This window comes from Neobacillus sp. FW104-15D2, from assembly GCF_058790155.1.
This window is the reverse complement of record NZ_JBYTCJ010000031.1, coordinates 1-15,613: the sequence shown is the minus strand read 5'-3', so window position 1 is coordinate 15,613 and position 15,613 is coordinate 1. Positions and strand designations below refer to the sequence as shown.

Below are 15,613 nucleotides of genomic sequence, written 5' to 3'. Positions count from 1 at the left end.
AAGTGGAAACTCAAACTCAAACTTTAACAAAAGTCTTTAAAGAGAAGATCTATGAAACTTTCAATCATCTGCATCAAAATCCAGAGCTTAGCTGGGAAGAGAAGGAAACTACTAAATATACTAAACAATTGCTAATAGATGCGGGCTGTCACCGCGTAGTTTCATTTGATGACTGCACAGGAGTTATTGGTGATATTGGAAACTTTAGCGGTGAACGTCCGATTATTGCGATTCGTGCCGATATGGATGCCTTGTATCAAGAGGTAAATGGAAAAATGCAGGCAAACCATTCCTGCGGACATGACGCGCATATGACAACCGTATTAGGAGTTTTATGGAATATTCAACAAAATGAAGAGCTAAAAAAACGAGTGGGTGTCCGCTTTATTTTCCAACCAGCAGAAGAAGTTGGAGCAGGCGCAATGAAATTAGTAGAAAAAGGTGCAGTTGATGATGTGGAGTACTTATATGGCATCCATCTTCGCCCAATACAAGAATTACGGAGTGGATATGCGGCACCCTCTATCGTACACAGTGCGACACGGTCAGTCCAATTTGAGATTAATAGCCAAGATGCTCACGGAGCAAGACCACATTTAACACAAAACGCCATTGAAATTGGTACCTTCATTATTAATGCAATCCATTCTTTGTATTTTGACCCGAATATTCCGCACTCTGCAAAAGTAACACGGTTTATCTCAGGTGGAAGAAATACCAATATCATTCCTGGCAAAGCTTCTTTAGCTATCGATATGAGAGCTCAAAGCAACGAACTGATGGATGTATTGCACAAGCGTGTGCTTGATATTATTCACAATGCAAGAGAACTATATCAAACAGAAATTGTAGTAACAGATGATTATGGAATTGTTGCTGCTGAATCTAGTGAAGGAGCACAACAGTTTGCGGCTAAAGCCATTGTGAATGTGCTAGGACACGACAAATTAGTTCCGCCAATCGTTACCCCGGGAGGAGATGACTTTCATTTTTATAAAGTCAATGTACCGAACTTAAAAGCAACCATGATTGGATTAGGATGTGATCTAGCACCAGGCTTACACCACCCTAACATGCATTTTGATATTGATTCATTATTTAACGGAATCAACATTTTTACCGAAATTATCAAACTTCACAGCATGGAGGATTAGGGGATGCAGCCCATACGGATTGAGAAAGTAAACCTTCACATTATTGATGTAGCACTAAAAACTCCGTTTACCACCAGTTTTGGGACCATGAGGTCGAAGGAAGTCTGCATTGTAGAAGTCGTGGATGAATCGGGCCTCACTGGCTGGGGAGAAACCGTTACCTTCAATGAGCCTGATTATAACGAAGAAACGACTTATACAGCCGTGCATATGCTGAAGAAGTTTTTGATTCGAACCATTCTGAAAAAAAATATCGCACACCCTAATGAAGTGTTTGATATGTTTCGGTTTGTAAAACGAAACAATATGGCAAAGTCTGCAATTGAAACAGCCATATGGGATGTTTTTGCAAAGAAAAATGAAAAACCTTTATACAAATTGATCGGCGGAGTAAAAGATCGAATCCAAGTAGGAAAAAGTATCGGCATCCAACCCACTCCTGACCATTTAGTCAATAAGGTAGAGCAGTTTTTAAATGAAGGCTTCAAAAAAATAAAGGTTAAAATAAAACCGGGCGCTGATGTTCAATATATCATGGCCGTACGCGAAAAGTTTCCTGATGTGCCTTTAATGGCCGATGCCAACTCTGCATACACCTTAAACGATATGAACCACTTGAAAAAGCTTGATGAGTTTAACCTGATTATGATTGAACAGCCATTGGCACATGATGATATCATCGACCATGCATTTCTTCAAAAAGGTCTTCAAACACCTATATGTCTAGATGAAAGTGTGTATAGCTTTGAAACCGCTAAGAAAGCCATTGAACTAGGCAGCGGCAAGATTGTGAATATTAAAATCGGTCGTGTCGGCGGCTTACAAGAAGCCATTAGAATCCATGATTTATGCCAAAGCAACAACATTCCAGTATGGTGCGGAGGTATGCTTGAAACTGGTATTGGCCGAGCGCTGAATATCCAAATCACCACATTACCTAATTTCACAATTCCAGGTGATACCGCTCCATCACAGCACTATTGGGACGAGGACATCATTGATCCAGAGGTAACCATGGTGGATGGAATCATAAAGGTTCCTAAAGGTTTTGGAATTGGCTATGAGGTAAATCGAAATAAATTAAATAAAAAGCTGATTGAAACCATTAGTTTTTAATCTGCTAAAACCTGTATCCCCTTTGGTATACAGGTTTTTTATAGTGTGGTGATACGGAATTGATTTGTCGTGAACCGAGCAAACCCTGTTATAATAATGGTTCTTGTTCAACTAAACTGCCCCGTTAGCACAATAAGCAAAGGTGCTGAAATAATCAGCAGTATTGGCGTACTGTTCATTAACGAAAAAAATCTATCAAGGCATAAACAAAAATTATAAAAAAGATAAATGCAACAATAGTTAAATAGAAACCATACGCTTTCAAGGAAACATTAATAAGCCATTTAACACTTTTGGGAATATTTTTCACATTATTTCCTCCTAAACCGTAGGGGTTATTGGCGGATTATTTAAAATTTATTTCTAAAATGGTTTAAATATTTTCCTCATCATCCTATATTCATATAAAAACATTTTCTACGTAATCTAAACATATTCTCTACCTCTCATAATAAACCTCGGTAATAGGTAGTAGGGGTCTTATGCGATAAAAATATATAGTTTTTCTTATTGAATTAACCTGCCACGTTCGTTGAAGAAATCAGTTTCACGAAATTTTCACAGACAAACTTTAAATACAATGATACGTTTAGTATTTAAAATGGTAAGTTCTTCAACACTGGCTCCCCCAGTGTCTTTTTTATATCCTAACGTTTCCCTCACTCTCCATCACAGAACACTCAGAGTGGTTTTTTTTATATTTAATATCTACTTAAACTTATCTGTCCCTTTAACTGAATAACCTAAAAGGAGTTGCCACAGCAACTCCTTTACTAACATATGCTACCCGTTACTTTAAGTACAACACTTCACATCTTGGGTTAGTGTTGAAGTGAAGAGGTTTATGAAAATAGGAGATAATTAACAAAACATAAAAAAATCGACATCAAAAAGTCGTGTTTTTCAATGCTCTAACCATTTCACCCCTGCATGCATGGGTATGCGTTTTGGATTGGATGGTTTTTTCCCCGTTCACGAATACGTGGCTGATCCCGTCAGGGTATTGCATCGGGTCCTGATAGGTAGCTGTATCATATATAGAATCCGGGTTAAAGACCACGATATCCGCATTATAATCCCGAAGAAGCAGTCCGCGTTTTCCGAGTTTAAACCGTCTCGCAGGGAATGAGGTCATTTTCCGGACCGCATCTTCAAGGGAGAGGAGTCTTTTTTCCCGCACATAGGTCGAGAAAATCCTCGGAAACGTTCCGAATAAGCGTGGATGCGGTTTTCCCGTTTCACAGGTGAGACTGTCGGAAACGAACAGTGAATGGTCCCACTTGATGACTTTTTCGACATCGCGGTCTGCCATATGAAAATAAACGATGGAAATCTTCCCGTCCTCTTCGAGCAATAAATCAAGGGCGCACTCCCTCGGATCGATTCCCCTCATTTCGCTTATTTCAAGGATGCTTTTGGACTCGAGGTGTTTGTTTTTTTCAGATACCAATGCGGAAATCACAACCGCCTGCCAGCCCGTTGAACAAACCAAATTATCCCACGAATCCTGTTCTTCCCCGAGTTCTTCTACGACTCTCTTCCGAACCTGTTTGTCTTTCAGCCGCTCAAGGGTGGCGCCGATTCCGCCTTCAAGCACCCACGGAGGAAGGACGGTCGTCAGGGATGTGGAGCCTGCGGTATAAGGATAGACATCTGCTGTAATGTCATGACCTTTCGCTCTCGAGTCCTCGATCATTTCCATTGCCTGCTCGACTTGCCCCCAGTACCGTTTACCGGCTGATTTGAGATGGCTGGACTGAAAAGCTACCCCGCTTTTTTCCGCAATCCAGATGACTTCTTTTAAGGAAGGGATCAGGCTTTTCCCTTCCCCGCGGACATGGGCTGAAAGTAATCCATCATATTTCGGAAGAACGCTGCAGAGTTCCGCGATTTCTTCTTTTGATGAGTAGCTTCCGGGAACATACATAAGACCGAGCGATAATCCGATGGCTCCCGCTTTCAGTCCTTCTTCGAGCAATTCTTTCATCCGCTCTAATTCCTCCTTGGTTGCCGGACGGTTTTCAAATCCCATGACGGCAATTCGGAGCGCACCATGCGCCACGTAAGTCGCGATATTCCCGGACGGGGATGACCCTTGGACAAAATCCAGGTATTCGCCAACCGTATTCCAGTTGAAGCGGGATTCAAAATTCCCCAGGATCGGCTGGACATAGTCATGAAGAAGCCCGCTTGTCCTCCCAAAGATCGGCGCGGGTGCGATTCCGCAATTTCCCACCACTTCTGTGGTCACGCCTTGCTGGAGCTTTATTTCGCTCTCCGGGTGCTTCAGGATCATTAAATCGGAATGGCAGTGACCATCGATGAATCCAGGTGCGACAACCTGATGCTTCGCGTCCACTACTTTGCGCGCTTCCTGGTCTACCTTACCGACTTGAACAATCCTGCCGTCCTTGACGGCGACATCCCCATAAAACCATGGGTTCCCTGTCCCATCGACGATTTTTCCGCTTTTGATGATGAGATCTAACATGTCGCTTTTTCACCTATACGGGCAAATAATGGAAGATAAGCTTCATTTGCCGACAGGATTTCATCCAATACCTTCTTGGCAATGTTAGCCGACCCTACCAAAGGATGAATTGTTAATGCTTGCAGTGCAGCATGGTAGCTACCCGTTACTGCCGCTTCGACTGCCAGTTCCTCGTAGGCTTTCACAACTTGTAGAAGCCCTCTGATCTGCGGAGAAAGTTTTGTCATAAGTTGAACCGGAATTCCGCCTTCCGACCCAATCACGCAGTTCACTTCCACGCTCACATCATCCGGCAGGCATGGAATCACGCCGTTGTTCCGTACATTTATTGTCTGGATGTCCCGCTTGTTATTGTAGATGGAACTCATGAGGTTTAATGCCGCCTCCGAATAATAGGCGCCGCCCCTCTGCTCGAGCTGCTTCGGTTTCACGGACAGATTCGGGTCCTTGTACAGTCCGAATAACTCCGCTTCGACTTTTTTCACGTCATCCGCACGGGTTCTGCCTTCGGCGAGTTGCTTCAGCTGATCTTCAAGCATTTTTTCGCGCAGATAATAATAACGGTGATAATCGCAAGGAAGCGCCCCAAGCGAACGGACAAAGTCACCGTCCCAAGGAAAGTTCGGGATATTTTTCACGGATTGTCCTTTGCTGTTAATGAGGGTGTCCGTTACGTTTTCGGTGACATCCTTCCCGTCCAGCCATACTTTGGTCGTCCAGGTCAAATGATTGATTCCAATCATTTCGACTTCAATCCGGCTGACGTCCACATCAAGCATTTTAGCAAACTTCATACGGTTACCGATCGGCAGATTGCACAGCCCTACGGTCTTAATCTTGCTGTGCTTTAATACCGCTTCTGTTACTAACCCAGCTGGATTCGTGAAGTTGATCAAGAAGGCATTTGGGGCAAGTTCCTCCATATCGCGGCAAATCCCCAAGATTACCGGAATAGTACGTAGTGCCTTCGCGAATCCCCCGGCACCGGTCGTTTCCTGTCCAATCAGACCATATTTTAAGGGGATTTTCTCATCCCTTGAACGAGCATCGAGCATCCCCACGCGAAGCTGTGTCGAAACAAAATCAGCATCCTTGATCGCTTCCCTCCGGTCCAGGGTTGTGGTGATATGAATTGGCACATTCGCTTTTCCGACCATTCTTTTTGCCAAGGCGCCATTGATTTCAAGCTTGGTCCGTCCTTCTTCGATATCTACGAGGTACAACTCGTTTACCGGAAATTCATGATGCCGCTTGATGATCCCTTCCACCAATTCCGGTGTGTAGGAAGAACCTCCGCCGATGACTGCCATTTTTATACCTCTCATGATATACCCTCTCCAATTCTTTTAAAATGATCGTGCATGTCTTCTGTTACCGAGATGCCTAACGCGTCCATCCCGAGCATGACGCTACCAAAAACAGGTTCGATTTCCGGAACCTTAAGGTACATTCCCGGGAACTCCTCTTTCATGCATGCTTTTAGTGATGCGAGCAAATGCTTATTTTTTCCTTTTTGAAAAACCGAACCAACAGCGACAACCGGGATTTTCTCCGGAAAATTTCTGAGCCTCCGAACGACTGCTCGTGCCGATAGACCAAGCTCACGCCCGCATGTTTGGAGAATGTGAATAGCGACGTTATCGCGTTTTTCTGCTAATTGGTGTAAAACGACCGATAAATCGTTTGGTACTTTCCTGACGTCTCGGTCCAGGAAATCATTCACCAGCGCTTCAAATGAAGGCTGCCCAAAATAGTCAGCGATCGCTGCAGGTAGGATAGATTCCTCGATCCTTCCGTCCCAGGAGCGTACGGCGGCGCGAAAGGTTTCCGTCGCAAGGAAGCTTCCCCCTGCTGCATCCCCGTAAAGATACCCGCCGATTCCTCCAACCTGAACCGTCTCACCGGATTGATTCCGTCCGACCGCATTGGTTCCGGTTCCGCAGATGAGCACAACCCCGACATTGTCGTTTGTTCCGGCGCGCAGCCCCTCAAGGGTGTCGCATACGACTTCCCACCTATTAAATGGCAACGCTGCAAGCGCCGGGCGAAGGATCGAAAAGTCGATATCCCGATCCGCCCCGGCAAGACCGTACTGGCAAAACAAGATATCGGAGTGTGTGAGTCCTGCCCTTGTTAGCGCTTCGCTTATGGAGGCGCTGATCCGCTCCGATGCTGTTTCGATTCCAACGGATTGATGGTTGCTTCCGAGCGATTTTCCGGATGAGATGAATGTTCCGTTCTCATCGACAATGACGGAGAGCGTTTTTGTGCCGCCCCCGTCAACTCCCATGATATAGCGCATTATTCCTTCACTCCTCCCGCGGTCAGTCCGCCCACAATATGCCGGTAAAAGAAGAGGGAGATGATGACCGGCGCGAGAGATGCGATGAATCCTCCCGCCGTCATCGGACCCCAATCCAAACTGTTCTTGCCGATAAATTCGCGGATAATGACAGGGAGCGTCTTCGAGGCGGTCGTCTCGGTCAAGGCACTGGCAAAGGTAAATTCATCCCATGCATTTAAAAGCACAAAAATACCGGTAGCGGCAATGCCTGGCATCGCAAGTGGCAGGATGACTTTCACCATTGTCTGAAATTTATTGCATCCATCCACCATCGACGATTCTTCTAATTCCTTCGGAATCGCTTGAAAGTATCCGGTCAAAAGCCAAATCGCAAAAGGAAGGGAAATCGTCGTGTAGATAATAATCAATGCCCATGGTGTATCGAGAAGCGGCGGTGTCGTAAAAAATCCCAAATCGATTCCGTTACGCATCATCATGTAAACCGGCACAATAATGCTCATGGCGGGCAATATCTGCATGATTAAGATAATGAATAAAGCAGTCATTCGAAACGGAAAACTAACCCTCGCAAAGGCGTATGATGCCAAAATCGAAATCACAAGGGTAAAAATCGCCGTCATGACACCGACAATCACACTATTTTTCAGCGCCGGAATAAAATCCCCGGAACCATTCCGGAACAGTGAACTAAAATTGCTCCATGTCACATGAGACGGGAGCAAATTCCCGCTGATCAAATCCCTTGTTTGGGAGATGGAAGATAGAAATAGATAAAGAAATGGGATCAAGGTAAAACAGGCAAAAAGAAAAAGACCGATCCATAAGTAAAATGGGGGAATCAAATTATTGTTCTTTGCTTTATACCATTTATTCATATTTTTACCCCTTTATTGTTTTTCTGTATTGCGCTTCAAGAGCACAATATAAATAACGGCTAATATAAGGACGAAGAAGGTTTGGACCAATGCCATTGCCGATGCCTTCCCGAGGTAAAAATACCGGAATCCATAATTGTAGGTTAGATAGGAAACGGATGTGGTCGCATCCCCGGTAAATACCGTCAAAACATCATACACTTTGAAAGCTCCCACGATCCGAAGAATCGTCGCAATCAAGATCGTCGGCATGAGTTGAGGGATCGTCACATAGCGTATTTTTTTCCAAAATCCTGCACCGTCAAGCATCGCCGCCTCATACAAGCTTTCAGGAATGGACTGGAACCCTGCCAGCAGCATGAGTGTCATAAACGGCGTCATTTTCCAAATGTCGGCAATGACCGCAAACAAGATCACGTTATCGGATGTCGCGAGCCAAACGGGATTCTGGTGAGGACCAAGAAGGTGCAATTTATGCAAAATCACGCTGAAAGCCCCGTATCCAGGCTGATAGATCCAATCCCACAAGAGTCCGTTTACAAGGGTTAAAAGCGCCCACGGGATAATGATGAGTGATCGGAAAAACAATTGCCCTCTAAATTTTTCATTCAGAAGAAGCGCGCAGAAGAAACCGAAAACCAGTTCAACCGCGACAGAAACCAAGGTGAACAGCCAGGTCCGTTTGAAGGCAAGCCAAAAGTCGGATGAATGGAAAATATCTGTATAATTTGCGAGCCCCGTAAATTTCGTGTCGCTGCCATCCATCAAATTATAATGATAAAAACCCCAGATGACCGTTTCATAGATGGGGTAAATAAAAATCTTGCAAAGAATGACAACTGCCGGAAGAATGAGCAAAAAGGCAAATAACCAATCACGCTTTTTTGCTTTCGAAATCCGCTGAAGCATAGACGTTCCTCCCTAAAAAAAGCAAAGCGGTTCAAAATCGAACCGCCCGCTTCAAGAATTAATTGTTTGCCAAGATATCCTTCATCTTTTGAGCAGATGTATCCAAAGCTTGTTTAGGCGTTTCTTGACCGAGCAGCGCTTTATGCAATTCAGCGGCTAAGGTATCCGCCCATTCGACATATCCTGGTACGCTAGGTCGATTGACCGCGTATTTGTACTGTTCAGATAGTTTCTTTGCCATTTTGCTTGTATCGGCGGCTTGGAAATCTGGGCTGTCATACAATTCTTTTGTCGCTGGGAAGTCTCCGTTGCCTGTATATTCTTTTAACTGATACTGCTTTCCTTCCATCCATTTGATGAGCGCGAGCGCAGCTTCCTTATGTTTACTGTGTGTGGAAATGCCGAGACCCTCCGTTCCTGTTACAGAAGTGGAAACCACATCCTTGCCATTGCCAGGGATTAACGTTACATCTGTCTGGTTCACCACTTTCGACTGCGTCTGGTCGTTCAACATCGGATAAAGCCCTTCGAAGCTCGCAGTCATGGCAAATTGACCAGCCGCAAATGCGGTTTTTTCATCTGATCCAGACCATTGGACGCTTCCTGGAGCAACGTATCCTTTCTTATACATATCAACCATGAATTGCAGCGCCTTTACGCCTGTCTCATCATTGAATGTTGGTTTACCCTTTTCGTCTAGAAGCTTTCCTCCGAAAGCGGAATCAAACGTGATGAAGCTGATGCTCAGGTTCTCTGCCTGTTTCCATGCTCCGCCTAATGCGTAGATTCCTTTTGCTTTCAATTTTTGGGCATCATTTGTAAACTCATCCCACGTTTTTGGAGGAGCCAAAATACCCGCTTTTGCCAACATGTCTTTGTTGTAGTAGAAGTGAGTCGTCGAAGAATATTGTGGCAATGCCATTAGGTGTCCTTCATAGATAACAGAAGTCAAAGCCGAATCCGTGTAAAGATTTTGGAATGATTTTGGGACCACATTGGTTAAGTCTTCGGTAATCTTTGCTTTGTAGAATTGACCAGACCAGATGGTGTCCATATCGAATAAGTCGACATCAGACGAACCGGACATCGCAGCGGTCGTGATTTTGGAATACAAGGAGTTATAATCCACGCCCTGTTCTACGACCTTTATTCCCGTTTCTTTCGTGAATTCTTTTAGCAGCTGCGACTTAGAGCTGTCAGGTCCAGGCGTGTTTACCCAAAGGATCGTAACCGTCTGCCCCTTCAAGGACGGGTCACTCGTTTTGTTCCAGTCGAGTTCTGATGTTTTGGTTGCTGTTTTGGTCGATGAACCAGTAGTTGAATTGGTTGGCGCCCCTCCGCATGCGGCAAGGGAAGCTGTCAAACCGCCTGCCAGAATTAGTGAAAACACTTTCTTTTTGGTTAACACATTGAACGGGAATAATTTCATTTTCGTTTCGCCTACCTTTTTGTATTGGAATAGTTTCATATGAATTGATTCATTATAAGTCGTTTATTTCCTCGCCTCTTGAACGGTTTTGACAAACCATGCCGCTCTTTCTTTGATCACGTCACAATCGCCGCCTAAAACGGAGGGGTCCGTTTGATGATAGAACAAACAGAACCATTGTTTCCCCAAAGGTTACGACATCCATACCCATCTTTATCACTCGATTTCAGCAATGACATCCATTTCGACAAGAATGTTGGCAAGACCGCTTTGAACCGTGGTGCGGACCGGATGAGGAGCCGGGAAAAATTCCTCGTACACTTTGTTGTATTCCTCAAAGTCAGCCAAATCCTGAAGATGCGCGGTTACTTTTACGACATCCTTCATCCCTGCTCCGCCAGCTTCTAAAATGGTTTGGATATTGGTCAGCACTTGTCTCGTTTGGTCAGCCATACCTTGTGGTACGATACCTGTCTGAACATTCAGTGGACCCTGTCCTGCTACGTAAACGGTATTTCCTACTTTAATTCCTTGTGAATATGATGCCACCGGCATCGGTGCTAAAGGGGTTTTGATTTCTTTTTTCATGCGAATCTCTCCTTTTATTTATTCTTCCCCCGGGCACTGACCGGGAAAGTTGTAACCACTTTTTCACCGCGTACGGCAATTAGTTCGTCGCAAAGATTCGGAATCATGCACGAATGGTTCGGGATCACCGTCAATTTCTGACCGATGGAAAGCTTCAGGGATTTCGGGAAACGGAGATACCCGTGCTCTTCATTCAATTTGTAGATTTCGATTTCCGGATGTTCCACTACATATCCGTGACCCTTTGCAAAAGCAGCGGTATCGGATGTGAGAGTTTTGGAACCAGCATCAATGACGGCACGTCCTGGTGCGGAAGCACTCACGACGGTCACGATCACACGAAGCGCGCATTCATCGACTGTGGCTAGTCCTGTTGCCAGTTGCGCCTGGTCATGAAAGATGTAATTTCCGGCGCGCACTTCTGTTATGCCGTGCATACTGCCTGCAAATTTGGATGAGATTGACGAGCCGCCGCTCACTTCGCGGATATCAAATCCTGCTTCCCGGAGAGCTTTGGCGGTACCCGCGAGCGTCTGTGCCTCTTCTTCTGCCATCTCACGTATCTTTTCTTGATCATTCAAGCCATATATCTGACCGGCGTAGGAAAGGACTCCCATGATTTCGATGCCAGGAAGATCCGCAATCGACTTTGCGAATAAAATGGTATCCTCGCCGGGCTGACGTCCGCAGCGCTGAATGCCTCCGTCCACTTCAATGTAAACCGACACTTTTTTGCCGATTCTCTCCCCCACGGCAGATAACCCTTCCGCCACTTCGCGGCTGTCTGCGACTGTTTTGATGTCGATTTGCTTCATAAGAGCTTCAAATCGCGTCAGGTTCCTCTCCCCGATGACAGGAAATGCCAAAAGGATGTCTTCGAACCCTTCTTCGGCAAACACTTCCGCTTCCCCAAGCTTGGCGCACGTAATGCCTTTTGCTCCAGCATGTTTCTGCATGCTGGCTAAAAAGGCAGATTTATGTGTTTTAATGTGAGGGCGGTGTTTCAAACCGGCTTTTTTGACGAGATCAGCCATGTTGTTGATATTTCGTTCCACAATATCCAAATCGACTATCACAGCAGGCGTATCTAGTGTCTGAATCATATTACATGCCTCCTTCGCTTTTCACCGCACGAACTTCATCGAGGATTTGATAAAGCGTAAATTTGGAGATGTCGAAAAATTGGCACACCCGGTCCCCTGCTTTTTTCACCAGGAACGCCCCTTTTTGATCGAGAAACTGAATGGCTCTTGTCTTTTCTTCCTTTGTCATATGTGAAACAGGCTTGTCAATTTCCTGCTGGCATTCCTGCAATAAAAAATCGAGCAATTCATTGACATCGTTCACGAATACTTCTTTTACTTCCTGATCGAATTTATGCATGGTGATGGTCCGGAGTGTCTTCTCCGCCATTAAAAAATCGGAAATATCCAGATTCATGCAAAGAGCGCCGATGTTTTTTCCTTTATCATCCCTAAGATAAACCGTAGAGGACCGGAGAATTTTTCCGTCTTTGGTTTGGGTGATGTAATTGTAGCGGTTCCCATTTCCGGTTGTGCCCCGCATCACTTCCAGCCCCAGGTTGCTTCCACAATCCCCTACTCTTCTTCCGGTGATATGACCGTTTTCAATGGCGACGATGGTGCTTTCATATCCTTTTGTCCAATCGTGAAGCACCACCTCGCAATTTTTGCCGAATTGTTCGGCAATGCACTGCATGACGGAATGCAAAAATTCACTGTCCAGCTTCACATTTTCCATGAGTCCTCCTCCTTTTATGCAAAATAATTTTTATATAGTCTAAAAATTTTTAATATTCTATCTCGCCTCCATCATAACGCTTCGTGAAACAGCCCGCAATAAAAAATATTCGTAATCTTTCGACAAATATTTTAAAAGTAACACTCGATAAATGCATGTAAAAAAACCTGATGATTCAGGGCTTTTTTTATTAAAACAATTTTCCAATCCAAGCTGCGTTCGGAATGATGATTCCGCCGATTTACGTTAAAAAGAGCAGGCAGCCTACGCCTGACCGGAATGGAGTTAAAATTCACGTACCTATACAAAGATTTATACATAAAGAGACCGATATCTTATCGGTCTCTTTATGTATAAATCTGTTCATAAGGAAGCAACTACAATTAAAAGAACAACAAATTCAACGTTTTCCGGATCGCTTTTCAGGTTGTACATTCTTCTGCCGCGTACAGCTAAAACAAACCCTTCATTGGTTTGATACTCTTCTATATAATTCCTACTATCTAAGTTAAGTGTACCGTTTCAAACTGGACTTGACCGGAGCTGTTGTTACAACTTTTCAAATTTAATTAGACGGGAAATAAAAAAAACCGGAAACGGCTATCCTTCATTCTTTGCATACTTACGATGTTGCGGGGATTATTCAACTAAAGCACCCGATAGTTTAAGTACATTATTTCACAATATTGCTTTCAAATTATATGTTTTTTTATAAATTTTTGCTTTTTGCTTTGTTTCCCAATTTTCTATATAAGAAAGGAATAAAAGCAATAATTCCGCCAATAAACATCCCAACAAAGGTAACTTTTGACCAAAAAGTATCAGATAAGGTATAACTCCGAATTATACCGTTGCTTATGGAAGAGGCTAAACAAATAAAGAAGCCAAGCCATTCTAAAAATTTCATCATAAATAAAAACCCCTTTTTAAATAGGAATTAAATTATATATCCTTCAATATGAATTAAAACCCCTACTTCAAGTAACCTGCCCGTTAGCGCAATAAGAAAAGGGATATCCGCAGCCACCCCATCTTTAACATAAGCCCCGTTAGCCATCCATGAATCGCAAAAAATCTCGCTTCACCACAGAGAATGAAAATGGATTCAATCCGTCAATACTGATTCTACGGCTGGGAGAGCAGTAATGTTGTCCTTATGAACATCCATACCGCATGCTCTTTCAATGACTATATCCATTGAAAACATCCTTTCAACGGCTCTAAAATAATTAGAGGCTGGTGCAGCAACCAGAATGGGATTAATCTACCATGTGTGCTTCCCGTAAGGGAGCGACAGTCAGTGGTGCACCGTGGTCGTTGGAGTCAGACTAACGGATGGGCTCTAACGCACCATAGTTCATCGACCTTCCTTGGATTAAATCACATGGCTGCACACACGTCGCGATGGAAAGCACCAGTGTTTATTGGAAGCCTATTGTAAATCTACTAGAAGCTGAGGAAATTGAGTTTTTAGTTGTCAATGCCCAACACATGAAGACTGTTCCAGGTCGCAAGACCGATGTAAAAGATGCAGAATGGATTGCCAAACTACTTCGTCATGGACTGCTCAAGGCCAGTTATATTCCTGACCGTAATCAACGTGAGCTGCGTGAACTAGTAAGGTATCGTAGAAGTATTATCGAAGAACGTGCTAGGCAGCACAATCGAATTCAAAAGGTGTTAGAAGGAGCGAACATTAAGCTAGGTTCTGTTGTTTCAGATGTAATAGTCCTTAATTCTTGTAAATGAGTTTCCCCCAGGTTAAAAGAAAGTTACTTCGATTTTAACGTATATACATTGAAACTTTTCTTACTCACATTTCATTTAGTATAATATAGAGCACCTCCCAGAACAAAAGGTACTCAATACAGAAGAATAATTGAACTTTTGTTATTCTTTTCCGCTAAACTCTAAAATATTTAAACACTCGAATGCCTCTGGTGCTTCAAAAAAACTAGTAACATGAATAAACACTGCTTCCGTGTCAAAAGCTGCTCTTTCAGGTTGTTCTTTACGCCTTTGTGCAATTTGACGTAAGCATTGCTCGTTATTTAGATTAAGGAAAATTAGTTGATGGCTTGCATTGACCTCTGACGCGATCCCCAACAACCACTTTCGCTGTTTTTGAGTGTTGCCTGGAAAATCCATCACGACATCTGTACCGACACTTATTATGTTTTGGACATGCTTTTTCACCAACGGTTTGAGTTGCACTGAGAATTTGAGATAGTCATCAAATGATGCGATCTGATTAGGATAAAGAGATGAAAGCCATTCATCCTCAGACAACAGTACCGCCTGTTTATCTATCGCCAATTGTTTTGATTTAGTTGATTTTCCAGCTCCCATTTTTCCACAGAAAAAGTATAGTGTCCCCAATTGTTTCATATTTTTTAACCTCCTCTTAGTAATATTTAGACGTTAAGATTTATATCCAATTTACTTATTCTACCAATTTCATATATATTCCTTCTTTAACAAGTCGAGTAGAAGGGAGCCTTTCTACCTTTCGGTAGATTGTGCTCCTCCCCCCTCACAGAACCGTGCTTGCGCTATTAACGCACACGGCTCCTCCAAGTCATCATTCACAGAATGTAGTTAATGTCTTTTCTTAAATCATAAATATTCACTTTGATTCTAGGTGAAGGAAGTGGATATTTATTAAGAAAGAGCCTGAATTTATCCCAAGTAAAGGACTTCCTTTGACTTCTTCTGTTTAGCCATTTAAATAGTAAATACTCGATTTTCTCTTTGAAGTTATTGACAGTCTGGGTATTATCTGTGATGCAGTAATAGTTGTAGTAACCTATCAGTGAGCGTTTAAATCTATCCATAATGGTATGAATATCTTTATTCCTGTTATTCTTCAGCCATTCTTTGGTTTCTTTTAGTTTGCCTTGGACTTTCTTCCTGCTGGTTTTCCTCTTTACTCGGAACTTCCCGTGTTTACTTATCCCACAATAGTGTGTAAACCCGAGGAAATCA

Annotated in this window: 14 protein-coding genes and 1 pseudogene; 3 read left to right on the top strand and 12 right to left on the bottom strand. The window is 43.6% G+C overall.

Going from position 1 to position 15,613, the window contains the following annotated elements; genetic code table 11:
• Window positions 1-2 precede the first annotated feature (2 nt).
• A complete protein-coding gene (locus AC3WR0_RS20500; RefSeq protein WP_492554023.1) occupies window positions 3-1,154 on the top strand; it encodes a M20 peptidase aminoacylase family protein in 1,152 nt (383 codons plus the stop codon).
• Window positions 1,155-1,157: 3 nt separating this feature from the next.
• Window positions 1,158-2,270, top strand: a complete 1,113-nt coding sequence (menC, locus tag AC3WR0_RS20495) for an o-succinylbenzoate synthase (protein WP_492554022.1) — start codon at window positions 1,158-1,160, stop codon at window positions 2,268-2,270.
• A gap of 886 nt (window positions 2,271-3,156) precedes the next feature.
• On the opposite strand, the gene AC3WR0_RS20490 is transcribed toward menC, so the two are convergent.
• The 10 genes from AC3WR0_RS20490 to AC3WR0_RS20445 all read right to left on the bottom strand — a co-directional run bounded on the left by AC3WR0_RS20490 (window position 3,157) and on the right by AC3WR0_RS20445 (window position 13,538).
• A complete protein-coding gene (locus AC3WR0_RS20490) occupies window positions 3,157-4,761 on the bottom strand; it encodes an N-acyl-D-amino-acid deacylase family protein (protein WP_492554021.1) in 1,605 nt (534 codons plus the stop codon).
• Window positions 4,755-6,086: a 6-phospho-beta-glucosidase gene (locus AC3WR0_RS20485; protein WP_492554020.1), complete on the bottom strand. Its 1,332-nt coding sequence runs from the start codon at window positions 6,084-6,086 to the stop codon at window positions 4,755-4,757. Before AC3WR0_RS20485 ends, AC3WR0_RS20490 begins: the two co-directional genes overlap by 7 nt.
• Window positions 6,083-7,063, bottom strand: coding sequence for an N-acetylglucosamine kinase (locus AC3WR0_RS20480; RefSeq protein WP_492554019.1), 981 nt, complete (start codon window positions 7,061-7,063; stop codon window positions 6,083-6,085). Before AC3WR0_RS20480 ends, AC3WR0_RS20485 begins: the two co-directional genes overlap by 4 nt.
• Window positions 7,063-7,941, bottom strand: coding sequence for a carbohydrate ABC transporter permease (locus AC3WR0_RS20475; protein ID WP_492554018.1), 879 nt, complete (start codon window positions 7,939-7,941; stop codon window positions 7,063-7,065). The genes AC3WR0_RS20480 and AC3WR0_RS20475 overlap by 1 nt, the downstream gene beginning before the upstream one ends.
• Window positions 7,942-7,953: 12 nt before the next feature.
• Entirely contained in the window at window positions 7,954-8,850 is an 897-nt protein-coding gene (locus AC3WR0_RS20470) for a carbohydrate ABC transporter permease (RefSeq protein ID WP_492554017.1), read from the bottom strand.
• 58 nt (window positions 8,851-8,908) lie between these two features.
• Window positions 8,909-10,279 (bottom strand): ABC transporter substrate-binding protein, encoded by a 1,371-nt coding sequence (locus AC3WR0_RS20465; protein WP_492554016.1) that lies wholly within the window; start codon window positions 10,277-10,279, stop codon window positions 8,909-8,911.
• A 216-nt stretch (window positions 10,280-10,495) separates the two neighbouring features.
• A complete protein-coding gene (locus AC3WR0_RS20460) occupies window positions 10,496-10,867 on the bottom strand; it encodes a RidA family protein (RefSeq protein ID WP_492554015.1) in 372 nt (123 codons plus the stop codon).
• Window positions 10,868-10,881: 14 nt separating this feature from the next.
• On the bottom strand, window positions 10,882-11,970 hold the full coding sequence (locus tag AC3WR0_RS20455) for an alanine racemase (protein WP_492554014.1): 1,089 nt from the start codon (window positions 11,968-11,970) through the stop codon (window positions 10,882-10,884).
• Between the two features lies 1 nt (window position 11,971).
• Window positions 11,972-12,628, bottom strand: a complete 657-nt coding sequence (locus AC3WR0_RS20450) for a helix-turn-helix transcriptional regulator (protein ID WP_492554013.1) — start codon at window positions 12,626-12,628, stop codon at window positions 11,972-11,974.
• A 709-nt stretch (window positions 12,629-13,337) separates the two neighbouring features.
• A complete protein-coding gene (locus AC3WR0_RS20445) occupies window positions 13,338-13,538 on the bottom strand; it encodes a hypothetical protein (RefSeq protein WP_492554012.1) in 201 nt (66 codons plus the stop codon).
• Window positions 13,539-13,999: 461 nt separating this feature from the next.
• Here AC3WR0_RS20445 and AC3WR0_RS20440 point away from each other — a divergent pair.
• A pseudogene (locus AC3WR0_RS20440) lies at window positions 14,000-14,356 on the top strand (IS110 family transposase); the annotation flags it as partial.
• Window positions 14,357-14,518: 162 nt separating this feature from the next.
• On the opposite strand, the gene AC3WR0_RS20435 reads toward AC3WR0_RS20440, so the two are convergent.
• Complete coding sequence (locus AC3WR0_RS20435; protein WP_492554011.1) at window positions 14,519-15,016, bottom strand: P-loop nucleotide/nucleoside kinase family protein; 498 nt, start codon at window positions 15,014-15,016, stop codon at window positions 14,519-14,521.
• Window positions 15,017-15,213: 197 nt separating this feature from the next.
• Window positions 15,214-15,613, bottom strand: a 400-nt coding sequence (locus AC3WR0_RS20430; RefSeq protein WP_492554010.1) for a group II intron maturase-specific domain-containing protein, incomplete at its 5' end; no start/stop codon positions are given.